Annotated in this window: 18 protein-coding genes, 1 tRNA gene and 2 pseudogenes; 5 read left to right on the top strand and 16 right to left on the bottom strand. The window is 39.0% G+C overall.

Annotated elements, in window-relative coordinates; translation table 11 throughout:
• Positions 1-168: 168 nt before the first annotated feature.
• From HMPREF2634_RS09620 to HMPREF2634_RS01530, 3 genes and pseudogenes are all read left to right on the top strand, one after another.
• Positions 169-1,121: pseudogene (locus HMPREF2634_RS09620) on the top strand (IS30 family transposase).
• Positions 1,122-1,286: 165 nt separating this feature from the next.
• Complete coding sequence (locus HMPREF2634_RS01525; RefSeq protein ID WP_022526394.1) at positions 1,287-1,526, top strand: hypothetical protein; 240 nt, start codon at positions 1,287-1,289, stop codon at positions 1,524-1,526.
• Positions 1,527-1,541: 15 nt separating this feature from the next.
• Positions 1,542-1,612, top strand: a tRNA-Cys gene (locus HMPREF2634_RS01530).
• Between the two features lie 223 nt (positions 1,613-1,835).
• Here the strand turns inward: HMPREF2634_RS01530 and nusG are convergent.
• The 4 genes from nusG to pbp2a form a co-directional block, all read right to left on the bottom strand.
• Positions 1,836-2,372, bottom strand: a complete 537-nt coding sequence (gene nusG, locus HMPREF2634_RS01535; RefSeq protein ID WP_003027329.1) for a transcription termination/antitermination protein NusG — start codon at positions 2,370-2,372, stop codon at positions 1,836-1,838.
• Positions 2,373-2,523: 151 nt separating this feature from the next.
• On the bottom strand, positions 2,524-2,700 hold the full coding sequence (secE, locus tag HMPREF2634_RS01540) for a preprotein translocase subunit SecE (protein WP_003027327.1): 177 nt from the start codon (positions 2,698-2,700) through the stop codon (positions 2,524-2,526).
• Between the two features lie 9 nt (positions 2,701-2,709).
• Positions 2,710-2,862 (bottom strand): 50S ribosomal protein L33, encoded by a 153-nt coding sequence (gene rpmG / locus HMPREF2634_RS09625; RefSeq protein WP_003027324.1) that lies wholly within the window; start codon positions 2,860-2,862, stop codon positions 2,710-2,712.
• Between the two features lie 49 nt (positions 2,863-2,911).
• The gene (gene pbp2a, locus HMPREF2634_RS01545) at positions 2,912-5,131 is read right to left on the bottom strand and encodes a penicillin-binding protein PBP2A (protein ID WP_021001202.1); all 2,220 of its coding nucleotides are present in this window, start codon (positions 5,129-5,131) and stop codon (positions 2,912-2,914) included.
• A 137-nt stretch (positions 5,132-5,268) separates the two neighbouring features.
• Here pbp2a and HMPREF2634_RS01550 point away from each other — a divergent pair, with 137 nt between their 5' ends.
• Positions 5,269-6,138 carry an RluA family pseudouridine synthase gene (locus HMPREF2634_RS01550; protein WP_021001201.1) on the top strand — a complete coding sequence of 290 codons (870 nt, stop codon included), beginning with the start codon at positions 5,269-5,271 and terminating at the stop codon, positions 6,136-6,138.
• A gap of 40 nt (positions 6,139-6,178) precedes the next feature.
• On the opposite strand, the gene HMPREF2634_RS01555 is transcribed toward HMPREF2634_RS01550, so the two are convergent.
• The 8 genes and pseudogenes from HMPREF2634_RS01555 to HMPREF2634_RS01590 form a co-directional block, all read right to left on the bottom strand.
• Positions 6,179-6,388 carry a heavy-metal-associated domain-containing protein gene (locus HMPREF2634_RS01555; protein ID WP_021001200.1) on the bottom strand — a complete coding sequence of 70 codons (210 nt, stop codon included), beginning with the start codon at positions 6,386-6,388 and terminating at the stop codon, positions 6,179-6,181.
• A 12-nt stretch (positions 6,389-6,400) separates the two neighbouring features.
• Positions 6,401-8,653, bottom strand: a complete 2,253-nt coding sequence (locus tag HMPREF2634_RS01560; protein WP_021001199.1) for a heavy metal translocating P-type ATPase — start codon at positions 8,651-8,653, stop codon at positions 6,401-6,403.
• Positions 8,654-8,656: 3 nt separating this feature from the next.
• Complete coding sequence (locus HMPREF2634_RS01565; protein ID WP_003036942.1) at positions 8,657-9,124, bottom strand: CopY/TcrY family copper transport repressor; 468 nt, start codon at positions 9,122-9,124, stop codon at positions 8,657-8,659.
• Between the two features lie 142 nt (positions 9,125-9,266).
• On the bottom strand, positions 9,267-10,769 hold the full coding sequence (locus HMPREF2634_RS01570) for a zinc ABC transporter substrate-binding protein AdcA (RefSeq protein WP_021001198.1): 1,503 nt from the start codon (positions 10,767-10,769) through the stop codon (positions 9,267-9,269).
• 9 nt (positions 10,770-10,778) lie between these two features.
• The gene (locus tag HMPREF2634_RS01575) at positions 10,779-11,585 is read right to left on the bottom strand and encodes a metal ABC transporter permease (RefSeq protein ID WP_021001197.1); all 807 of its coding nucleotides are present in this window, start codon (positions 11,583-11,585) and stop codon (positions 10,779-10,781) included.
• Positions 11,578-12,282, bottom strand: a complete 705-nt coding sequence (locus tag HMPREF2634_RS01580; RefSeq protein WP_003027299.1) for a metal ABC transporter ATP-binding protein — start codon at positions 12,280-12,282, stop codon at positions 11,578-11,580. The genes HMPREF2634_RS01575 and HMPREF2634_RS01580 overlap by 8 nt, the downstream gene beginning before the upstream one ends.
• Positions 12,279-12,722, bottom strand: coding sequence for a zinc-dependent MarR family transcriptional regulator (locus tag HMPREF2634_RS01585; protein ID WP_057489507.1), 444 nt, complete (start codon positions 12,720-12,722; stop codon positions 12,279-12,281). Before HMPREF2634_RS01585 ends, HMPREF2634_RS01580 begins: the two co-directional genes overlap by 4 nt.
• 291 nt (positions 12,723-13,013) lie before the next feature.
• A pseudogene (locus HMPREF2634_RS01590) lies at positions 13,014-18,532 on the bottom strand (Spy0128 family protein).
• A 279-nt stretch (positions 18,533-18,811) separates the two neighbouring features.
• On the opposite strand from HMPREF2634_RS01590, the gene HMPREF2634_RS01595 reads away from it, so the two are divergent.
• Positions 18,812-19,435 (top strand): TetR/AcrR family transcriptional regulator, encoded by a 624-nt coding sequence (locus HMPREF2634_RS01595; RefSeq protein WP_039677531.1) that lies wholly within the window; start codon positions 18,812-18,814, stop codon positions 19,433-19,435.
• A gap of 185 nt (positions 19,436-19,620) precedes the next feature.
• Here the strand turns inward: HMPREF2634_RS01595 and HMPREF2634_RS01600 are convergent, their stop codons facing one another.
• The 4 genes from HMPREF2634_RS01600 to HMPREF2634_RS01615 all read right to left on the bottom strand — a co-directional run bounded on the left by HMPREF2634_RS01600 (position 19,621) and on the right by HMPREF2634_RS01615 (position 23,476).
• On the bottom strand, positions 19,621-21,198 hold the full coding sequence (locus HMPREF2634_RS01600) for an ABC1 kinase family protein (RefSeq protein ID WP_070836133.1): 1,578 nt from the start codon (positions 21,196-21,198) through the stop codon (positions 19,621-19,623).
• 108 nt (positions 21,199-21,306) lie between these two features.
• A complete protein-coding gene (locus tag HMPREF2634_RS01605) occupies positions 21,307-21,585 on the bottom strand; it encodes a phasin family protein (RefSeq protein WP_003032012.1) in 279 nt (92 codons plus the stop codon).
• Positions 21,586-21,677: 92 nt separating this feature from the next.
• A complete protein-coding gene (locus HMPREF2634_RS01610; RefSeq protein ID WP_080655052.1) occupies positions 21,678-23,012 on the bottom strand; it encodes an Nramp family divalent metal transporter in 1,335 nt (444 codons plus the stop codon).
• A gap of 101 nt (positions 23,013-23,113) precedes the next feature.
• The gene (locus HMPREF2634_RS01615) at positions 23,114-23,476 is read right to left on the bottom strand and encodes a DUF1304 domain-containing protein (protein WP_021001191.1); all 363 of its coding nucleotides are present in this window, start codon (positions 23,474-23,476) and stop codon (positions 23,114-23,116) included.
• Positions 23,477-23,486 lie beyond the last annotated feature (10 nt).

The raw sequence follows: 23,486 nt of genomic DNA on the forward strand, positions 1-23,486 counted from the left end.
CATCTCCTTCTCTTCTTGTCAATACCTTTTTTTATCTTTTTTTATTTTCTTAAACTTTTTCTTTCAATTTGATAGTTCTAAAATGAAGTTGGCCACTTCGAGTGTATGAAAAAATATCTCAAAGAGATATACTTGTAGTTCACCACAAACACAAGAAGATTCTTTAAGATGCCTACTCATTATACCCAAAAAGGCAAGCACTTAACAATAGCTAAGCGCCGTTTCATTGAAAAATGGAAGGACGAGGGAAAATCAAATCGTCAAATCGCTCTCTTGCTTGGAAAAGCACCTCAAACTATTCATAATGACATCAAGCGTGAGCTGGTTCGCCAACAAGTACTCAAGGGAAAGTTTGAACTGCTCTATTCTGCAGATACTGCTCAAAGTCGTTACGAATCAGCTAGAGAGAAGTTGTCCGAAAGTGTCGACTTGATAAGGCTACCAAGGAGAAAATCTTGCACTATATCAAGCAGAAATACTCTCCCGAAATGATGATCAATGCAAAGAAAGTCAATGTCCCCATATCTACCATCTACTACTGGATTCATCATGGACAGCTAGGACTGACCTACAAGGACTTGATTTACCCCAGAAAGCCAAAAACTGAAAAGTAGAGAGCTAGTCCACGGTTTAAACCTGCTGGGAAGTCGATTGAGGAACGACCTGAATTCATCAACCAACGTCTTGAAAATGGGCATTATGAGATGGATACCGTCATTCTGACCAAGCAGAAAAATCAGTGCCTTCTCACCCTCACTGACCGCAGAAGTCGGCACCAGATTATCCGACTAATCCCTGACAAAACCGCTCAGTTGGTCAACCAAGCTGTCACTGCAGTTATGGAAACGGATACCATCAAATCCATCACGGCTGATAATGGAACGGAGTTTAATAGACTAGCTGAGGTATTTCCACAGGACAACATCTATTACGCGCATCCTTACTCCTCATGGGAAAGAGAAACAAACGAGAATCATAACAGACTTATCAGACGATGGCTTCCTAAGGGAGTTAAGAAAACGACCCACAAACTGGTCGCTTTCATCGAAAATTGGATTAATAACTATCCTAAGAAAGTTTTAAACTACAAGTCGCCTCAGATTTTTTTGTTGACTGGCTAACTTCTACTTGAATTTTAGCACTTTTTCTTTCAAATTGATAGCTGGAAACGTTTATTTGTTAAAGAAGTTCCCATGGCTAAAAAATATGAACATCTAATTTTAGAAATGTCATATGAGATGGATACAATTATTAAAAAAAGGAAGCAAGTAACGGGAAATTAACTTATGACTTCTTTACTTTTAGGAAGATGGTGGCTGATATTTTTGAAGTCAGTTGGTTCAGCTAAACAAGTTTATCTTATTGTTACCTTAACTAAAGCAAGAAAAACTATCAATCCAACCTTTTCTTTGGCTTATCAAAATGATAATTTCACCACTTTAATGATTAAATTTAATCGGAAAACACTAAAATTTTACAAAGAGAAACCAATCTACACTCTTGACGAAAACGATTTTTTAGGATAAAATAATAAACGTTGTGGCGGTATAGCCAAGTGGTAAGGCACGGCTCTGCAAAAGCTTGATCGTCGGTTCAAATCCGTCTACCGCCTTTCAGTACCTAATTTAACAGGAATTAACCGAATGAAAAGCCCGTAAAGTCGGGCTTTTTTGATTTTCCGTCAGGTTAAATCAGATCAAATCTGATAAAGTTGGTGGGCAAATAGTGGACAAGTAGTTTTAGAATGAATTTATTATTTTGGATAAAAATAGATAGCATAAAAAAGCACGCTAGGAATCAATTTCTGCATATACTGATTCTAGCTTGCTTTTTGATTATAATTCAGCAATTTGGTTTAGATTTACTTCGGCAACTGTATCATTCCCGAATAGCGAAATAATCATTTTCACTTTGTTGTTGTCAATTTCAGTGATTTTACCCGTATAATCTGCAAAAGCACCATCAATGATACGTACGGTATCGCCAACTTTCACATCAATATCAAATTCTTGAACGGTTTGTCCCATTGAAATCAAGATTTGGCGAATTTCCTCTTCCAAAAGTGGTGTTGGTTTAGAGCGGTTTCCATGTGAGCCGACAAAGCCTGTTACGTTTGGTGTGTTCCGTACGACAAACCATGCTTCGTCTGTCATCACCATTTCTACCAAGACGTAACCTGGGAAACGATTTTCTTCAACTTCTTTGGTTTTTCCGTTTTTCTCCACTTGTACCGTTTGCGTTGGAATTTCTACGCGCAAAATATTTTCCAACATATTATAGGTTTGTGCACGTTGTAAAAGATTTTCTTTTACTTTATTTTCATACCCTGAGTATGTCTGCAAGACAAACCAGCCTTTATCAAAACTGTCCATGAGTTCTTCCTTTCCTAAATAAAAAAGCCTGTGGGCTTCGGTTTCTTTCTAGCCCTATTATACCATAAAAATAGCAAATGCAATCTTTTTACTGCTATTTTTATAATAAAAGATAAAAGCCTACTTGATAAAACAACAAGCAGGCTAAAATTTAAAAGATATTTAACAATCGTACCAAACCTCTTGTGACAAGTAAGTCGAAAAGATAAATAATGACGACAAAGAAAGCTGTGTATTCCATAACTGAGATAAAATCTACCCAGCTTTGCTTTCTAGTTGGCCAAGTTGTATCTTTTAATACTTGAAATGTATCTTTAATGAATTTCACAACTTTCTCCTATCTAGTTTCTTTATGAATCGTGTATTTACTGCAATGTTTACAATATTTATTTACTTCCAGACGTTTTGGTTTTGGCGTACTACTCACTTTGATTGAATAGTTTCTCGATCCACAAACCGTGCACGCCAGACTCGCTTTTTTTAGTGCCATAACGCCTCCATCTTGTTTATTATATCAAGAAAGCCCATTTTTGACAAGTCTATTGGAACCAACTCTTAACCGTGTCCCAAAGATTCTGTGCTTTTTCAGAAATCTTAGCATCGTCAATTGCTTTTTTAGCTTGGTCAACCAAGTTCTTAGCTTTATCCTGCACATCTTTCAAAACATCTGAACGATTGTCACTTTGATTCGTAGTGTTATTTGTACCACTCGTATCAACCGGTGCAATACCATTTTTTGCATAGGCATTTTCATCACCGAACTTCGTACCATTTGTGTACGGTAAGATACTATTTGCCACACTTCGGAAAATAGCTGAAGCTTCATTGGCACTGGTGCCTGTCAGATAATGATTTTCATCTGTCTTTGGAAAACCTAACCACTGACTGATAACCACATCTGGCGTGTAACCAATAACCCATTGGTCTCCTGATAAATCTGGGTTAAAGTCAGTCTCTGTCGTTCCTGTCTTCCCAGCCATGTCATAGCCGTAAGGAGCAGCATAAACACCGGTACCATTGGTAAATGTTCCCAGCATCATACTGGTCATTTTTTCTGTTGTTGAGCGGTTAAGCACTCGCGTTGAAGTTGATTTATGAGTTTTGACTACTTGTCCACTAGCATTTTCGATTTTGGTAATCAAATGAGCATCATTCATAACACCATTATTGGCAAAAGTCGAGTAGGCTTGTGCCATTTGTAGCGGATTGGTTGTTACGCCACTGCCGAGAGCCACCCCAAGAGTCTGATCCACTTTATCCATATTCAAGCCAAATTTTTTACCATATTCAAAAACTTTTTTCAGTCCCAATTCATTAGCAGCAGCAACCGCTGGAATATTTAAGGATTGCGCTAAAGCCTGATACATTGGCACAGTCGAACTGGATTGAATCCCACCATAGTTGTTCACGGTGTAAGTTCCATACGTTGTTGTGCTATTGTCTAACTCTTTATTGATGGACCAGCCTGCATCAACTGCCGGGCTGTAAACTGCTAAGGGCTTAATAGTCGAGCCAGGGCTTCTTGAAGATTGTGTGGCATAGTTAAAACTTCTGAAATTGGCACTGGTACTATTGATTTGCCCAACAAGTGCGCGAACACCTCCCGTTTTAGGATCAAGCGCTACGCTACCCGATTGGGCTCTGGTGCCGTCTGCTGCTTGCGGGAATAAATCTTCGCGATCATAGATGACTTGCATGCTAGCTTGGTAATTTTGGTCTAGCTCTGTGTAAATACGGTAGCCGTTATTGACAATATCAGCTTCTGTTAAGCCATAATCTCGAACTGCTTCATTGATAACCGCATCAAAGTAAGACGGATAACGATAATCTGCTGATTTTCCTGTGTAAGCATCTACCAATTGACTGCCCAAACCATTTGCTGCTGCTTGGTTCGCAGTATTTTGACTGATATAACCTGCTGCTGCCATATTTTGCAGAACGGTATTGCGCCGATTGGTTGCATTTTTGATAGAAGCAAGCGGATTATATAGTTCCGGTCCTTTAAGCATTCCTGCTAAGGTAGCTGCTTGATCTAGTGTCAGTTGGCTAGCAGATACTCCGAAATACTTTTTAGAGGCATCTTCTACGCCCCATACACCATTTCCAAAGTAAGAATTGTTGAGGTACATGGTGAGAATCTGATTCTTACTATATTTCTTGGTTAATTCCAAGGCAAGGAAAAATTCCTTTGCTTTCCGCTCAATAGTCTGATCCTGAGATAGGTAAGCATTTTTGGCTAATTGCTGCGTAATGGTGGATCCACCGCCAGAACGTCCCGCAGTCAAAATCGCCATGATAAAACGACCGTAGTTAATCCCACTATTTTTATAAAAAGAACGGTCTTCTGTCGCAATGACGGCATGTTGTAAGTTCGGGCTAATCTGGGACAATTCTACGTAGGTTCCCTTTTGCCCTGACAAACTGCCCGCTTTTTTGCCGTCCTTATCATAAATAGATGTCGTTGCTTTCAAAGCATTCTGCAAATCATTCACATTAGTGGATTTGGCAACATAAAAGAGATAGCCTCCTGTCACCAAGCCAAAACCAAGTCCCAAAATCAAGACAATCTTCGTCAGGTGATAGCGACGCCAAAATCGACAAAATGGATGTTGAGAAATCGGCTTTTTCCGACTTTTTCCAGAACGGCTCAAATGCGATTCGCTTTCTTCCGCCTCTGTCACCTCTTGATGCTTGCGCTCAGGACTTTCCTTTTTAAAATGATTCACTACTATTTCAAATAATTCACTCAATTTTTTCATATCCCTATTCTATCACCTTCTCCATATCCAGACAAGAAAGGACCTCTTATCAAGCGTTTCGTTTAGAAAACTTTAAGAAATTGTTCAAGAGTTAGCTGACTATTTGCAATCATCTACTATTTTGTTACAATAAAATCATGCATTTTACAATTACGATTCCACAAGGTCTGCCAGAGATGACAGTCAAAGAACTGCTGGAAGAACAGTTTCTGATTCCACGAAAGATTCGCCATTTTTTGCGTATCAAAAAACATGTCTTCGTCAATCAAAAACCGATTAACTGGCAGAGCATTATCCACCCACATGATAAATTTACATTGATTTTTGACGAAGAAGATTATCCAGAAAAGTCTATTTTAATGGGCAAAGCTAATCTTGTGGAAGAATTATACCAAGATGAACACATCATCATTGTCAATAAACCTGAAGGTATGAAAACACATGCCAATGAACCGGCAGAGCTGGCGCTTTTAAATCATGTCTCTGCTTATGTTGGAAGTACGTGCTATGTCGTTCATCGCTTGGACAAGGAAACTAGTGGGGCTGTCCTTTTTGCTAAAAATCCTTTTATCTTGCCAATCTTAAATCGATTGCTAGAAAACAAGGAAATTTCGCGTGAATATTGGGCTTTGGTACAAGGAGTATTCCCCAAAAAACGTCAAATCTATACAGATAAAATCGGGCGTGACCGTCACGATCGGCGAAAACGGCTAGTGGATAACAAAAACGGTCAATACGCTGAAACGCAGGTCACTAAGCTCAAAGAAATTGGAAACAACACCCTTATCAAGTGTCAACTTAAAACTGGGCGAACTCATCAAATCCGTGTACACCTTGCTCATCATGGGCATCCTATCGTTGGCGATCCATTGTACAATCCGCAAAAAGCAAAACGTCTCATGCTCCATGCTCATCGCTTAACGTTCACACACCCTTTCACACTTGAAAAACTAAGTATTGAAGCCTTTTCCGAAAGTTTTGAAGAGGGATTAAAGAAAGAAAATTAAAAACAGACAAGCGTCAGTATATTTGCCTGTCCGTTTTTAATTATGCAACAGTAACAACTTTATAAATTGTTTTAGCAAGTGCTGCCTGATAATCTGCTGCGCTGTAAGTGTGATCGGTCGTGACAGTAGCAGCCTTTGTATCTAAATCAATTTGAACGTCCGATACACCTTCTAATTTTAGGAAGTGCTCAGTGACGTGTTTTACGCAATTTTGACAAGATATATTTTCTAAAGTGACGATTTGTTTCATGATGAACTCCTTTTATGATTTTATTTTAAAGCGCCGTAAACGCAGCGCATTGGTGACGACAGAAACCGAGCTAAAGCTCATGGCAAGACCGGCTAGCATAGGATTGAGCAGTGGGCCGCCAAATACATACAGGAGCCCCATTGCAACTGGTATTCCTAGAGTATTGTAGGCAAAGGCCCAGAACAGATTTTCTTTGATATTTTTAATCGTTGCTTGGCTGAGGCGAATGGCTGTCACCACATCTAAAAGGTCGCTGTGCATCAAAACAATGTCGGCTGAGTCAATAGCCACATCCGTTCCAGAACCAATCGCAATCCCGACTTCAGCTTGCACCAGAGCAGGTGCATCATTGATCCCGTCACCCACCATGGCAACCTTTTCCCCCTGCGCTTGCAAATTCTTGACGATATCTGCTTTGCCGTCCGGAAATACTCCTGCAATGACTTGATTGACACCAGCTTCTCTTGCAATGGCTTGAGCTGTTTCCTCACGGTCCCCTGTCAGCATCACCACTTCTAAGCCCATTTTTTGCAATTCAGCAATAGCTTTACAGCTATTTTTTTTGATTTGGTCAGCGACTGCTATCAGCCCAACCAATTGTCTATCCAAAGCAACAAACATAGCCGTCTTTCCTTGATGCGATAAGAAAATCAAGTCAGAGATATATTCTCCGAGCTCGACTTGGTATTGTCTCATTAAGTTTTCATTCCCAATTAGAATTTCTTGAGCTTTTACTTGAGCTATAATCCCTTTACCTGAAATCGCTTGAAAATCTGTTACCGATGCTAATGGTATAGCTTCCGCTTTAGCGGCTTCTAAAATAGCAATTGCCAGCGGATGCTCTGAATGTTGCTCACTACTTGCAAGCAAATGCAGCAATTTCTCCCGTGTGACATCACCAAAGGTTAACACATCCGTCAAACTTGGCTTCCCTTCGGTAATTGTACCTGTCTTATCCAGAACGATAACATCTACCAAATGAGCCGCTTCAAGAGCCTGCCCCGACTTAATCAAGACGCCATTTTCAGCGCCCTTCCCCGTGCCGACCATAATAGCCGTCGGAGTAGCTAGCCCAAGCGCGCAGGGACAAGCAATGACCAAAACCGCAATAAAGATAGAAAGCGAGAATTGCAGACTTTCTCCCGCCAGAAAGTACCACAACAGAACTGCTAAAACTGCCAAGCCCAAGACAATTGGTACAAAGTAGAGCGAGATTTTATCTGCCATAGCCGCAATAGGCGCTTTCGAGCCTTGCGCTTCCTCTACCAAATGAACAATCTGAGCCAAGGTTGTGTCCGAACCGACTTTGGTTGCTTCATAGTCAATAGAACCCGTTTGATTCATAGTGGCACTGGTAATCACATCTCCGACATTTTTTTCGACAGGAACGCTTTCACCTGTCATCATGGACTCATCTACATAGGTTTGTCCAGAGATAACCACACCGTCTACTGGCATACGTTCTCCCGGTTTGATCCGCACAATATCTCCAACCTTGATGTCTTCTGTATCAATTGCGACGACTTCGCCATAGCGAATAACGGTCGCTTGGTCGGGTACCAAACTCATCAAACTTTGAATCGCTTGCGAAGTTCGACCCTTGGCATTGGCTTCCAGATATTTCCCCAGTAAAACAAGAGTGATAATCACACCAACTGATTCAAAATACAACTGGTGTACAAAAGTATGATGCCCCAGTAAAACTTGAACAACCGAGTATAGACTATACAGAAAGGCTGCACTCGTTCCTACAGCAATCAAACTATCCATGTTCGGATGCCGTTTTGCCAAATTCCGAAAACCACGTACATAAAAACCGCGACCAACCCAAATCGCTGGCAAAGTAAGGAAAAACTGCGCCACCACAAAGGCAATGGGATGCGTCATGTGATCTAAAAAGGAGGGGAACGGCAAGCCAATCATGCTCCCCATTGAAATATAGAGGAGTGGCACGGTCGCTCCTGCCGCAAACCAAATCTGACGCGCCATTTGGCGCACGGTTTCTTCTTTCTCTGCAGCCTGTTTTGCATAATCCGACTGCTTTTGTTCCCCTTTTTCTACCGCTTGGTAACCTGCTTCTTTCACAGCCTCTAAGACTTGCTCGCTTGCAAATCCTTCTTTGGGAAAAACTGTCAATTTTTCCGTCGCCAAGTTCACAGTAGCTTCCTCAACCATTGGAAGTTCCTTGACGGCCATTTCAATGGTCATCGCGCAAGCTGCACAGGTCATACCGGATAATTTATACTCTTTTTTGTCTTTTTCCATTTCTTACTCCGCCATTTTCGATTGATTCGTGTCATCTTGACAATGCGCGCCACAAGTACATTGACCTGGTGGACAATTGCACTGAATCGTCTCCGGCGCTTGAACTTGCTTTTCTTTTACAACATCCAAAATTCGGGACAAATCCATTTGACTGAATTGATTGCTTTCTAGTATTGAAATCACTAAATCACCATGCTTGGTATTGCACATATTGTCAAGTAAGGTTCGCCAACTATTTTCCAAATGCTCATCTTCTAAGATCAGAGCATCATAGTAAAATTTGCCTTCAATTTTTTCCATTGAAATAAACTCTTTGGTTTTCAGACGATTAAGTAAGGTTTTAACAGTAGCCGGTTTCCAATCAAAATCAGCTTCTAAACGCTCCACCACCTCAGTACTTCTGCTATGAGGATACGCCCACAAAACACGCATAACTTGCCATTCTGCCTGACTAATATTTTGTTGTTCCATTTTGTTTCATCTCTTCTCTGATTACAATTGTAATTATAAATTCTTTTATAGTTTACATCTGTAATCAGAGTTTGTCAAGCAAAAAAATCGAGAAGATTGCTCAACTCGATTTTTCTCTTTTTGTATAGAAATTGTGTCTTTATCAATGCGCAAGCATTTCTTGGGCGATTTCTTGTCCATTTAATTTCGTTGGGTAGTAAGTTGGCCAATTTTCTAATTCGTTAAAGAGGGCTTCTTGGCTTTCACCACCGTAGAAGATATGGAAATGCGCTGCTTTCGTTGGTGCAATATTATGGTCGCTAAATTGAACGTATTTATACTTACCTACATCTGGGTCTGTCGCTTCAAACATGAAACGCACGCCTCGGTTTCCTTTAGAGTACGTCAATGTATGCTTACCAACATATTTATAAGTATATTTCTTCTTTTGTCCGTTAACTACAAATTCCATAGTCTTATCTGTGATATTGATATGAGACACATCTGTCTTATAGCCTTTTTCATAATAGGCCTTGTACTCAGCTGCTGTCATCTTACCGCTTAATTTTGCTTTGTAGTCAAAGACTTGATCTAAAGTTCCGTCTTGCAAATATGGATAGACGGATTGCCATTGACCAGCGTAGTCAGACAAAGTACGGTCTTTGACAGCACTATCTTCAAAGTAACCATTTTGTACAGTCTTCGTATTTTCCTCTTTTTCAGCAGAAATCTCAGCGCCTGCTTGATCGGTTGTCTTTTTCAAGGCTTTCAAGTTGGACTTCATGATTGAAATGTAATCTGCCCCGTCTTTGGTTTGTTTTTCTGTTAGACTTTCAAGTGGATTGAGCACATCCAACTTCACACCTGTTTCTTTTGCCAAAGTAGATGCCAGTGCTTGAGAAGCATTTTCTTCAAAGTAAATGTACTTGATATTGTTTTTCTTAATATATTTTGTCAATTCAGCCAAACGTGCCGCTGAAGGCTCACTATCTGGTGAAAGTCCTGAAATAGGCACTTGCTTCAAACCGTAGTCTAACGCTAAATAACGAAAGGCTGCGTGCTGTGTCACAAAACTCTTTTGTTTGGCATTTGCCAATCCCGCTGCGTATTCCTTATCCAGAGCTTCTAATTTCTTAATGTAAGCTGCTGCATTCTTCTGAAAAGTGGTTTTCTTATCCGGATAACTCTTGCTTAAGCTGTCGCGAATGTTTTCCACCATTTTAATGGCACGTTTTGGTGATAACCATACATGGGGATCGTATTCATGATGATGTCCTTCTTTACCATGATCATGATCTCCTTCTTCTTCTGTACCAGGCAGTAGCAACATCTTCCCAGTCGCCTTCACCACATTCACTTTACCTTTTTTCAAGGTTTTAAGCAATTTTGGTACCCAAGTTTCCATGTTTTCATTTTCATAAACGAAAGTATCTGCATCTTGAATCGTTGCAACTGCTTTGGCAGAAGGCTCGTATTCGTGCGGTTCTGTTCCTGCACCAATCAAGAGTTTGACATTGGCAGTATCGCCTGCTACTTGCTTGGTAAATTCATAAACTGGGTAAAATGTTGTCACAACATTTAGCTTCCCATTTGCGCTTTTTTGATTGGAACAAGCCACTAAAAAGAGACTTAGTAAGCTTGCTACTAATAGACCAATTTTCTTCATTTTTCACTCCTATTTGATAAATTTTTTTAATAGATTCACTAGTAAAAATACGCCGACAAAAATAATCGTAATACTTGCACTGGCTGGCGTTTCAGCATAGTAAGAAATATACAATCCAGCAATCATACCTACAAATCCGATAAAATTAGCTAATAGAATAACAGATTTGAAATTTTTCCCAAGCCGTAAAGCAATACTTGCCGGCAACACCATAATGGTCGATACCAACAGCGCACCTGCCGCTGGAATCATGAGAGCAATGGCAACACCTGTCACGATATTAAATAGAATAGACATAGTACGCACAGGTAGACCGTCCACAAAGGCTGTATCTTCATCAAAGGTCAAAATATACATCGGACGAATGAAGAGAAAAGTCAAAATAAGTACAATCGTCGCAATAATAAATAGTGAAATCACTTGTTCTGTACTAATCGTGACAATAGAACCAAACAAATATTGGTCTAAGCTCATGGAACTGGAGCTTTTGCCCCTGCTCATCACAATCAAAGCAATAGCAAGTCCTGTCGACATTAAAATGGCTGTTCCGATCTCCATGAAATCTTTGTAGATAGTGCGCAAATATTCTAGAAAAACTGCCGCAATCATCACGATAATGACTGTTGAAATTGTAGGTGAAATACCCAATACCAAGCCAAATGCAACTCCTGAAAGCGACACATGACTAAGTGTATCACTCATCAAACTTTGACGACGTAGAATTAAAAACGTTCCTAACACAGGTGAGAACAAACTCATAGCAATCACAGCCAGAAAAGCCCGTTGCATAAAATCATAAGTTAGTAAATTAAACATGGCTCACCTCCTGATCACTCTCGTGAACGTTGAAGCACCGCCATGGCGAATCTTGATTTCGCACCAAATGGATATTGCGGTCCGCATATTTTCTAACTTCCTCTGGATCATGCGTAATCATCAGCACAGCCTTGCCGTGCCGATGCGCACTATGGTGCATTAAATCATAAAATTCATCCTTGCTACCAGCATCCATCCCTGTTGTTGGCTCATCCAAGACAAAAATATCCGGATCTGAAGCAAACATGCGCGCTATGACCGCCCGCTGCTTTTGCCCACCCGAAAGCGAGCCAATCCGCTTGTCTCGATGTTCCCACATGCCAACGGCGTCCAGACTGACCTTGATATGTTCTTCATCATGCGCATTCAAACGACGAAACCAACCTTTTCGTGGATAACGACCCGATTTTACAAATTCGTAGACAGTACTTGGAAAGCCTGCATTAAAGCTAGCGATTTGCTGCGGCAGATAAGCAATCCGCAACTTCTTGCCAGCTGTATTCGTCTTAGAAATCGTCACCTTACCAAATCGAGGCTGCAAAATCCCAAGACTAGCCTTGATCAAGGTCGTTTTTGCTGCTCCATTTTCACCTGTCAAAGTCACAAACTCACCACTATCCACATAATAGTTAATATGCTCCAACACAGGCTCTTTGTCATAATAGAAGGATAAATCTTCAACTGTGATATATCTCATTTTCCGATTTCTCCTACTAAGGTTTCCAAGAATTTTTGAATGGTAGCTTGCTCATTAGGAGTGTATTGATTGGCGATTTTTTCGTAAATTTCCAATGTATGCTGATGATGATGATGATGCTCCACGGCAACTGGCTTCGCTAATTCTGTCAACCGATAAAAAATAACACGCGCATCTTTCTGATTCTTGAAAGGTTCCAGCATTTCTTGTTTGATGAGCGATTTGATAGCCTTTGTTACAGCTGCTTGACTGACGTTTAAGCGCTTCGCCAACTCTGAGTTTGTCAACGACTCCTCAGACAGCAACATCAAGATGTGCTCTTGAGTATTTGTCAAAGGCATTCCACTTGTACAAGAACCAATCAAAATCTCATGCTGATTCTCGGCTTTTAAAATGATTTCATTTAAGAAATGATCCATTTCATGTGCTAATTGACTCATGTTGCTCCTTTTCTGATTAACCAGTTAATTCTTTACTAGTTAAGTATATCATAAAGAAAAAAAGAGTCAAGTGAAAATTTCAGCATAGTTTCCACGAAAAGGATTAAGTATTCTCTAAATTTTTGTATAACTTTTCTAAGTCCATTTTCTCTAGGAAACAGCTCTTCCTTTTTCTTTTCACATTCTATGCTCTAGGCACCAAAAAGGGGATCTAAAGAGCCCCCATTTCGGAGGAGAATGCTCTCTAGATTCCCAATTTAAACTTATTATTTTTCTGAAGTCTTGATTTTATCAAGATTTCTTCTTGATGAGATAAACTGCACCGACCAAAACAATCAAACCAATGAAAATAGCTACTGTATGAATGACCGTACCTGTCTTAGGCAAACCTTTCTTTGGTGGAGTATAGCGATTTTCAAATGTCTTTATGTTCTTGTCATAACTTACTTTGGCAACCAAATGACCATTACCATCATCTGTGACTGTTACTGTCACCTTAATCACCTTCTTATCATAAGTGATTCCTTGAAGTTTTGTATCCTTTTCTGCAATCGTGTAATGGTAGGTACCAGTTGTTTTGTATTCAAAAGCATCAAAGTTTACCGAACCATCTGCGGTATTTTTCTTCGTTTGAAGCACTTGACCTCTTTCATCCTTCAATACAAACTCAAATTCATTTGCTTTCAAGGTACGACCGACCAATTTCTTAGTTACTTCAACCGTTGCTTGGACTGAATCTGCCGTATAAGTATTGTTGAAGACACGATCTTTTGTATCATAAGATACAGTTGCTACCAGTTTCCCTGCGCCATTGTCGGTCACAGTAACGGTTGCTTTGATTACCTTAGTGTCATATTTCACACCGCCAAGCTTCGTATCTTTTTCGGTAATCGTGTACTGATAAGTACCAACTGCTGTATAAGTCAACTTCTTAAAGGTAATTTTACCGTCCTTATCATTTGTCACCGTTTCAAGCACTTCGTCCTTGTCATTTTTTAGTTCAAAACTGAATTCACCAGTTTTAAGGTCACGACCACTTAATTGCTTGTTAGCTGAAAGCTGAGCATCCGTTGGAGCAGCTTGGTATTGGTTCGTAAAGGTTTGGTCATTCTGTTCATAGGCAACTTGTGCTACCAATTGACCTTGACCATTATCTGTTACGGTTACGGTTGCTTTAATCACTTTCTTATCATACGTTACACCGCCTAGTCTGATGTTCTTTTCGGTGATGGTGTAATGATAAGTACCAGTTTTCGTGTACTCAATCGTATCGAAAGTGACACTACCGTCTTGAGCATTCTTCTTGCTTTGAGTAACTTTATCATCTTGACCTTTCAATTCAAACTCAAACTCGCCATCTTTCAAAGCACGACCTGTCAAGGCTTTCTTAACAGAGAGTTGTGCGTTTGTTTTTGCAGCGGAATAAGTGTTCTTGAAGGTCTGATCATCTTTTTCATAAGAAACTTTTGTTACTAAGCGGCCTTGACCATCGTCTGTAACAGTGACTGTCGCTTTGATCACTTTGGTGTCATATTTCACACCACCGAGTTTCGTATCTTTTTCGGTGATGGTGTAGTGATAAGTACCTACCTTAGTATACTCAATGGTATCAAAAGTGACGCTACCATCTTGTGCATTTGTCTTCGTTTGGCGAACTTGATCGTCTGTACCAGTCAGTTCAAATTCAAATTCCCCTTCTTTGAGGTTACGACCTTCTAATAGCTTCTTAGCAGAAAGTGTCGCAGTGGCTTTATCTGCTGAATAAGTATTCGTGAAGGTGTTTTGGTTGTTTTCATAAGCAACTGTTGTATGTAGTTGACCTTTACCATCATCCGTGACAGTGACTGTTGCTTTGATTACTTTGGTGTCATATTTCACACCGCCTAAAGCACCAGCTTGTTCTTTAATGGTATAAGTATAAGTTCCAGCTGTTTTGAATGTCAACTCTTTAAATGAAATCTTACCATCTTTAGCGTTCTTAACGGTATCCACCACTTTACCGTTTGGATCAATCAAGTCAAAGGCAAATTCATTCGCTTTCAATTCGCGACCAGTTAGCACTTTGTTCGCTTCTAATGTCGCAGTTGTTTCCTTAGCAAGGTAAGTATTGCGGAAGGTTGGATTAGCTGTATCGTAAGATACTTGGGCAACTAACTGACCATTGCCATCATCAGTGACTTTTACAGTCGCCTTGATTTCTTTCTTGTCGTAAGTTACACCGCCTAAGCCATTGTCCTTCTCTTTGATGGTGTAATGATAAGTTCCGACTTTTGTATAGTCAATCGCATCAAAAGTAACACGACCGTCTGTTGCATTTTTCTTCGTTTGACGAACGTTGTCATCAGATCCGACTAATTCAAATTCGAACTCTTGATCGTTTAATGCACGACCTGTCAGTTCTTTAGTCACGCTTAGTTGTGCACTAACCTTTTGACTAGAGTATGTATTGTTGAAAGTTTGGTCATTGTTTTCATAGGTTACTTTTGAAACAAGCTGACCTTTACCATTATCAGTGACTTCAACTGTTACCTTGATGGTCTTGGTGTCGTAAGTCACACCACCCAATCCTGTGTTTTTCTCAGTAATGGTGTACTTGTGAGTACCAACAGTTTGATACTTGATTGCATCAAATTGAACCTTACCATATTTATCATTCTTCTTGGTTTGAAGAACATCTGCCTTGCCATCTTCTTTCAGATCAAAACTAAACTCGCCATCCTTCAAAGCACGTCCGGTTAATTTCTTCGTGACAGAGAAAGTAGCATCGGTACCTTTGGCAGTATATTTATTTGTAAAGCTTTGTTTAGAAATTTGATTTTTACCGCTCTCGTCAAGACCGAGGTAGACGATATTGTAAATCAACTGTCCATCCTCTTCTTGTTGAACACGAATGGTAACCTTAATTGGTTGTTTATCGTAGTCAACACCTGGAACCTTACCAGCTTTCTCTTTGATAAGGTAGTTGTAAAGACCAGTCTTGGTGAACTTAAGAGCTTTGAAAGGAATCGTACCATCCGCTTTATTTTTAACTGTTTGAAGTAGCTTGTTTTGTCCATCGTATAATTCAAACTCAAACTCGTCATCTTGTAGATTTCGACCCGTTAAGGCTTTTGTCACTTGCAGTGGCACTGTGATTTCTTTTGGTGTGAACGTATTCTTAAAGGTCTTTTTACCACCGTCATAAGTCACGGAAGCTCTTAGCTTCCCTTTACCATCATCCGTTACTTTAACTGTGACTTTGACTTTGCTCGAGTCATAAGTAACTCCTGTCAGACCATTATTTTTCTCTGTAATGGTGTAGTGGTACTCACCTGCCTTGTCGTAGTTAATAACTTGGAACTGAACTTTTCCTTGGGCATCATTTTTAGCCGTTTGAAGAACATCTGGTTTACCATCTTCCTTCAACTCAAACTCAAACTCGTCTTTTTGTAGCTGACGGCCTGTCAGAATTTTATTTACCTCTAATCGGGCAAACGTTTTTCCTGGAGTGTATTGGTTGATAAAGGTTGGATCCTTCGTCTCCTCACCAGCTTTCGAATAAGTGATCTTTGTAACTTCAAGCTTTCCTCCCTTATCTTCGACAGTTACAGTTGCCGAGATAAGATTCGGTTCATATTCAACTCCTGGAACATCACCAGCCTTTTCACTAATGGTATAATGATAGATTCCTGCTTTAGTATATTTAAGCTCTTTGAATTGAACCTTACCATCAGCCGTATTTTTTACAGTTTCTAAAATCTTTTTATTTCGTTGTAGATCTTTGAGTTCAAATTCAAATTCACCTTCTTGAAGAGGACGACCTGTTAAAACCTTTTTCACTTCTAACTTAGCAGATGTTTTAACTGGAGTATAGCGATTATTGAAAGTTGGTTTTTTAATTTCTTCTCCATCTGTCATATAAGTCACTTTGCTAACTTCAGTTTACCGGATTTCTCCTTGACTTCTACTGTTACCGTGATAAATTTTTGGTCATAGGTAACTCCTGGTGCAGAACCTTTGTTCTCTCGGATAAAATATTCATAAGTTCCTGCTTTAGTATATTCCAATGATTTGAAATTGACCTCACCATTGGCGTTATTTTTAACAGTTTGCAAGATTTTACCGACAGTTGGACTAACTTCAGTATTATCAACCAAATCAAACTCAAACTCTTGCGCTTTCAGTTTGCGACCAACGAGCTTCTTATTCACCTGTAAAGTCGCAGATACTTTTTGCCGTTTATTTGAAATATCTAAACTGTAAGACTTACTACTATTGAAATTTTCTGGTTTAACCTTAATTTCTTTGCCTGTTAACTGATAACCATCCGGCGCTTTGATTTCTTTAATAGTATAATTGTCTTTCAGCAAATTAGGAATCGTGACTTTTCCTGTACTATCCGTAGTGAAGTCTCCTACAACAGCACCATTCCGATCACGTGTTACTCTAAAGACTGCTCCTGCCAAAGATGCTCCAGAGGTTTCATCTTTTTTATGCAAGGTTATAGAATAAACATAGCCTTCTGCACTTCCACCCGCTTCTAGATAGGTCGTTTTGGCGATAGAGTCTATAATTTTGGTTTGACTAGACCAGAGCGATGTGACATTTTCAACAACTTCACCACTTTGTAATTTATAATTTGCCTTAGCTTTATATTTAATATGGTAGCCTTCATCCTTATTTATTTTTCCTAATTTAATAGAAAATTCTGAGTCAGATAAAAATTCCACATTAAATTGGGTTGTAACAGTTTTTTTATTTTTTAAAACCCATCGGTTGTCTTTAATGACCCATTTTCCTTTATAAATTTCAAAACTATCTTTAACATAGGAAATATTTGGTGTTTTTAAAATATCAGTTACTTTTGCATCCGGAATTTCTTTTCCTGACTGATTTACAGTGATATCATAAGTGATAGTATTGTCTGGTTTAAAATTACCTACTTTTGTCAAATCTTTTTGTGATGGCGGAGTTAAACCTCCAAACTCTACTTCTCCTATCGGAACTATATTCCGATTAACTGTAATTTGGAGTGGAACCTTTTTCTTTTCCTTTACGATATGATGATTAACATAAGTATAAAAATAAAAGCTACCAGAAACATCTGATTTGTTTTCAACATACTTTGTATAGGTCAACTTTAATAGTCGATTCTCTGGATCAATAGTTGCACGAGCTACAACTTGACCATCTTTATCTTTAATATCAAAATTAGGAGTTGACACCAAAACCAGATTTTCTGAAATCTTGAATGTTGTATAATCCCCTTCATGCACATCGTTATTTGGCAACTTAAACTGACCATCAATTTTAAACTGTTCCCATTGTTGCAATGGCTTGTCTAACGGTTTTCCATTATGATCGGTAATGCTAAATTTCGTAATCGCATCTATTTCTTTAGGGGCTCTTTGAGTTTTAGGAGCTGCTTGGGTATCTTTAGTATCTTTAGCAGCAGGTGGAGCTCCTGGCTGAGTCTCACTCTTTTCCTCTACCTTACTAGCTTTTTGTGAAGATGTATCTTCTTTTACTTGGCTAGCATCAGAGCTTTCTTCTTTTGAGGTGCTTGGCTTATTTTCCTGCTCATTTGAATTAGCTTCCGCTTTATTCTCAGTAGCAGGCTGCTGCCCCTGACTAGAACTAGTGTCTACTGTCTTTTGCATTGGCTCAGTAGAAGATACTGGCTGTTCAGCCGCCCCTGTTTTTGTAGCTGACTGAGTTGTCACTGCAGAAGATTGATTCGACAATGTCTGAGCAAGTGCACTAGCCGGTGATAAGATTGTTGAAGCTAGCAATAATGCAACCCCAACAAGATTCATCGCTTTTTTAATCATGACGATTTCCTTTCTATGGTTTTTCAGGACTTTGTATAAAAGTACAAAGCTACACTAACACTAGTATATCAACTCTCTAATAGCACTTTCAATCAAAAAGCTCTCGATTCTTGCTATATTTGTTGACAATCTGTAAAGTTTTTATATTAGTCATGATGATAGTAGTATTTATGCACAGCCGTCTACTGCATATTAATTTACAAAATGTAAACTTTTTTCGATGGTTTTGCTAGACTACATATATTTTTTAAATTAGAATATTTATAAGGAGGGAGCAAGATGGTACTTAATACGAGAGAAAAAATTCTAGAGGCTTTTTTTGAGCTTGCTATGGAACATCCAAATAAAATGCATTTTTCTTTAGCAGAAATTGCCAAAAAGGCTGGAATTTCAAGACAAGCCATTTACAAACGTCATTTCAATGGAAATCATGAAATTCTAGACTATATTCATAAAGAACTTGACGCTGAATTTCGAATGATTTTTCAAACTTATGATAAGAAAGTTTATCCTGATCCTTTTGTCTTTTTTGCAGAGGTAGTGATTCCTATCTTATACACCCACCGAAAACAAATCAGCTGTCTTTTTACAACAGCAGCAGATCCATATTGGAGGGAATTTTTACGAAATACCTATGGACAATGGATTGAACAGCATATTACGATTGACTATCAAAAATTAAACATTCCAAAAGAAAAGGCTGCTCAAGTTCTTGTTAGAGGAATTTTAATCTTTATCGAAATTTGGATTACCCAACCTGAACCTACCCCTCCTGAACAATTTGCAGAAACCTTTTTAAAGTTGATTCATTTCCCTCTCACAGACTATGTTTGTTTCAAGCAAACTTCCTCTAATGACAAACTGATCGTTACAAATAGTTTAGAAGGCAAAGAAAAAGACTAGGATAAGATTGTACTGCCCCCAAAAGTTAGACATAAAAAATCTAACTTTTGGGGTGCGGTTCATAAGTTTCCTAATCTTAGATAATAAGCTTACAACATACAATCGTTGTATAGGCTTTTAATAATGATGAAAACGAGATAGATTGTAATTTTCAATAATTCAAGTTATCTCGTTTTCTTTTTATGTTATTTTTTTGTGGAGCAGATGATAAGATAGAATAACCACACTAATACCAAGCCTGCTAATGTTAACAGAAATTTTGCTAAAAACAGTATGTCTGGATTAAGGGTTAAAATCCCTCCTGTCAGTAATAAAGCTAAGAAGACAAGGCTTAGTACAAGACGATTGGCTAAGGATTCAATACGCCGAAATCGTTGATTGTAGTCAATTAAGTCATGGTTGACAACCAAGCGACCGTTCACCACTTGCTCCACAAGTTGGTGTAGTCGTCGCGGAATACTTTTTCCATGCCGTAGCAAGTAAAGTAGTTCGATTAAGAAAGAATCGTAACTCAAAGTCTGGTGTAGAATATCTGACTTCATATTTTCAAGGAAATATTGCTTGGCGAGTGTCATCAGATTGATATTAGGAGCTAACTCGCGAAAAAGACCTTCAATTTGCAAAGCGGCTTTTTCTAAAATTGCCATCTGAGAAGGTACTTGTAAATGATGACGTGTACAAATCGCCACTACGTCCTCAAACATATCTGTAATCGACAAGGAGCCCAACTCTAAATTGCCATACTTGGTCAACATGCGTTCAACATCTTGCTCTAGTTGTAATTTATTGATTGGTTCACTAGCCGTCGTAATGGTCAGAATAGCCTGCGTCATCGAGTCAATGTCCTGTGTCGTAAAGCTAGACAACATGTCGTTTAGAGACATACGAAAACCCGTTTCCAATTCTCCCATAATCCCAAAATCAATAAAATAAATCTTTCCTTCATAGATTAAAAGATTACCTGGATGTGGATCACCGTGAAAAAAGCCATCTTTAAATACCTGCTTGATAAAGCTCAACATGAGTTTCTGACCAATATCTGCCAAATCGTAACCCGCTTCTTGTAAAACAGCATATTGATTGATACGGACACTTGGAATATATTCCTCGACAATCAAGTGCGGAGTGGTAAACTCTGGATAGACTTTTGGCACTCCAACACAAGGAATATCTTGATTATATTGGGCGAACTCGTCCATATACTTAGCTTCGTTGCGAAAGTCAATTTCGTTCAACAATGTTGTCTGCAACTGTTGCAAAATCTTTGGCAAATCCACCATAGGCAGCAAATGTTTGGGAAAATGACGGGCTAAACGAACCAGAAGAGCAAGATCTTCTGTAATTTGCTCTTGAATGTGCGGACGCTGAATTTTCAGTACGACTTCATCGCCATTTAACAAAACAGCACGATGAGTTTGTGCCACGGAAGCGCTCGCCAAATGCTCTTGTGAAACATCTGAAAAGAGTTGCTCAATCGGACACTTTAACTCGTCTTCAATCGCAGCCATAACAGTCTCTTTGTCCAAAGGATTGACGTCATCTTGTAGCTTGCTCAATTCCTTGATATAGATTTCTGGCAATAAGTCACTACGGGTAGATAAAATTTGACCGATTTTTACAAAACTGGGTCCTAGTTGTTCAAAAGCTTCTCGCAATTGCTTGGGAGCTTTTTTCTCGTCCAACGGTTTTTTTCGATCTTTCAGATTGGACCAGCCGACTGCACTAAAGTCTGTTAGAATCTCTCGTAAGCGCTTGTTTGCCATAAGGTTATCTCCATCCTGTTTGTCATCATCATTTTTTCTTTCAAATCCTACTTTTAGTTTAGCAAAAAACGCAGTCTTTATAAAGTTGTGACTGCGTTATCAGGAAGATTATTCTTCTGTTTTTGAAAATCCTTTGAGTAGTTGATCTAGTTTATCTTCTAGTCGTTCAATATCTTGCTTGGTGGCATATACATCATCGGATTGCTCCTCTGGACTTTCAGCCGTTTTTTCATTTACTTTGCGCTTTAGCTCTGATTGAAGCTGTTTGCCTTCATCCACCGTCAAGCGACCTTTGGCAATCAATTCTTTGACAAATTCGGTAGCTTTATCATAAGTCATGGAAGTCAATCCAATTCCTGCCAGCAAAACTTTTTTCAATTCGTCCATCTTGACACCTCCGTATATGAGAATATTTCCACTTTCATTATAGCGCTTTTAAGCCATTTATTCTAGAGAAATTTGAACTGATAGACAAATTTTTAAAAAAGATCAACCACAAGTTTTACATTCAAAATAGTTAATAAAATAGAAACGGCATAAGCTAAGTAGGTATTCCATTTGCTGTTGACAAATTCGCCCATGAGCTTTTTATTAGAGGTGAAATATACGAGTGGAAAGATTGAAAATGGCAAAGCGACAGAAAGAAAGACTTGGGAATAGACCAAAAGATTGTCTAGCACTTGTTCTTTGTCTCCGTATAAAATAGCAACAATCACAACTGGCAAAAGAGCTAATAAGCGGGTTACCAAGCGGAGAAACCACGGTGGTAGCTTCATGTTTAAGAAGCCTTCCATCACAATTTGTCCCGTTAAAGTTCCTGTAATAGTTGAGTTTTGACCACTCGCTAACAAAGCCACTGCAAAGAGCGTTGAGAGGATAGGACTAGCAATAGCACCAGCAATTTGAGGGTCTTTTAAGGCATTGTACATTGCAGAAAAAGCACCAATTTTATCCGCATGTCCAAAGAATAATGCTGCCCCTAAAATCAACAGCAAAGAATTAACCACAAAAGCCAAACTCAATTGAATATTCGAGTCCCACGTCATAAACCGTACAGCTTCATGTACAGATTGTTTAGCCTTGTAGTTAACTTTTCGCGTTTGGGCGATAGAAGAGTGCAAATACAAATTGTGCGGCATAACCGTTGCCCCTACAATGCCCAGTGCCAAGGTCAAAACGGACGTTCCATTTTTACTAGCCGTATGTTGATAAGCTGCCACGTTTGGCAAATATCCTGATAAAATATGATGAAGATTGGGCTTTGCAAGGATTACCAGATATAAGAAAATCAATAAAATAGTTAAAATCAGCGTTCCAACAATTGCTTCAATCTTACGAAAGCCTAATTTCATCAAAAAAAGCAACAAGAAAACATCAAAGACTGTAATCAGAATCGAAAATAGCAAAGACCAGCCAAATAGTAAATGAAGCGCAATCCCTGCACCGATGACTTCTGCCAAGTCCGTTGCCATTAAAGCCAACTCTGTAATAACCCAAAGGAGATAGCGAACTGGCTTTGACGTATGAGCCGCAATGGCTTGTGCCAAATCCATCCTTGTGACAATTCCTAATTTTCCCGCCATTTGTTGTAACTGCATAGCCATTACAGAAGAAACCAAGACAGCTGATAAGAGCAAATAACGATAGGTAGCACCACCTACAACACTTGTAATCCAATTTCCCGGATCCATATAACCAACGGCAACCAGCATTCCCGGCCCTGAAAAAGCTAATAAAGTACGAAAGAAACCAGCGTTTTTAGGCGTTACAATACTTTGGTTAACTTCACTTAAGGAAACCTTTTTGTCTGACATTTCTATCATTCTTTCTATTGTAGAATTATTTCTACTATATATTATAGCACAAACTATTAACGGTGGTTAATTTATATTTTTATAATGGTTAATATTTGGTGCTATTTAAACAATAAAATGCTTAGAATAGCTAAAATCGCAGGTCCGCCTTGAGTCAAGATGATTTTCTTGTTAGCTGTGGCTGCACCATACGCTGCAACCCCGATAACAAACAAAATAAAAACGGTCACAATTTCTAAATTATGTGAAATATACAAGCCATATAGTAGGAAAAGAGCTAAAAAGGCATTGTAAACCCCTTGATTTTTAAACAAAGAAGTAACGGACGGGCGAGATAATTCTTCCTTTGTCATATTAAGGACTCGGCTGGTGCTGTCTGACTGGGTAGCGATACTTTCTAGATAAAAAATATAGAGGTGTTCCAGTGCGACAAGTGTAGCTAATATAGTAGTAATGAGTGACATAATTTTTTCT

The organism is Streptococcus sp. HMSC034B03 (assembly GCF_001838575.1).
Lineage (GTDB): Bacteria > Bacillota > Bacilli > Lactobacillales > Streptococcaceae > Streptococcus > Streptococcus anginosus.

What these genes read in the sequence shown, in the direction of transcription:
- HMPREF2634_RS01525 (WP_022526394.1), top strand. Translation starts at nt 1,287, where the DNA reads ATGACTTCTTTACTTTTAGGAAGATGGTGGCTGATATTTTTGAAGTCA.
- nusG (WP_003027329.1), bottom strand. Translation starts at nt 2,372, where the DNA reads ATGGACAGTTTTGATAAAGGCTGGTTTGTCTTGCAGACATACTCAGGG.
- rpmG (WP_003027324.1), bottom strand. Translation starts at nt 2,862, where the DNA reads ATGGCACTAAAAAAAGCGAGTCTGGCGTGCACGGTTTGTGGATCGAGA.
- pbp2a (WP_021001202.1), bottom strand. Translation starts at nt 5,131, where the DNA reads ATGAAAAAATTGAGTGAATTATTTGAAATAGTAGTGAATCATTTTAAA.
- HMPREF2634_RS01550 (WP_021001201.1), top strand. Translation starts at nt 5,269, where the DNA reads ATGCATTTTACAATTACGATTCCACAAGGTCTGCCAGAGATGACAGTC.
- HMPREF2634_RS01555 (WP_021001200.1), bottom strand. Translation starts at nt 6,388, where the DNA reads ATGAAACAAATCGTCACTTTAGAAAATATATCTTGTCAAAATTGCGTA.
- HMPREF2634_RS01560 (WP_021001199.1), bottom strand. Translation starts at nt 8,653, where the DNA reads ATGGAAAAAGACAAAAAAGAGTATAAATTATCCGGTATGACCTGTGCA.
- HMPREF2634_RS01565 (WP_003036942.1), bottom strand. Translation starts at nt 9,124, where the DNA reads ATGGAACAACAAAATATTAGTCAGGCAGAATGGCAAGTTATGCGTGTT.
- HMPREF2634_RS01570 (WP_021001198.1), bottom strand. Translation starts at nt 10,769, where the DNA reads ATGAAGAAAATTGGTCTATTAGTAGCAAGCTTACTAAGTCTCTTTTTA.
- HMPREF2634_RS01575 (WP_021001197.1), bottom strand. Translation starts at nt 11,585, where the DNA reads ATGTTTAATTTACTAACTTATGATTTTATGCAACGGGCTTTTCTGGCT.
- HMPREF2634_RS01580 (WP_003027299.1), bottom strand. Translation starts at nt 12,282, where the DNA reads ATGAGATATATCACAGTTGAAGATTTATCCTTCTATTATGACAAAGAG.
- HMPREF2634_RS01585 (WP_057489507.1), bottom strand. Translation starts at nt 12,722, where the DNA reads ATGAGTCAATTAGCACATGAAATGGATCATTTCTTAAATGAAATCATT.
- HMPREF2634_RS01595 (WP_039677531.1), top strand. Translation starts at nt 18,812, where the DNA reads ATGGTACTTAATACGAGAGAAAAAATTCTAGAGGCTTTTTTTGAGCTT.
- HMPREF2634_RS01600 (WP_070836133.1), bottom strand. Translation starts at nt 21,198, where the DNA reads ATGGCAAACAAGCGCTTACGAGAGATTCTAACAGACTTTAGTGCAGTC.
- HMPREF2634_RS01605 (WP_003032012.1), bottom strand. Translation starts at nt 21,585, where the DNA reads ATGGACGAATTGAAAAAAGTTTTGCTGGCAGGAATTGGATTGACTTCC.
- HMPREF2634_RS01610 (WP_080655052.1), bottom strand. Translation starts at nt 23,012, where the DNA reads ATGTCAGACAAAAAGGTTTCCTTAAGTGAAGTTAACCAAAGTATTGTA.
- HMPREF2634_RS01615 (WP_021001191.1), bottom strand. Translation starts at nt 23,476, where the DNA reads ATGTCACTCATTACTACTATATTAGCTACACTTGTCGCACTGGAACAC.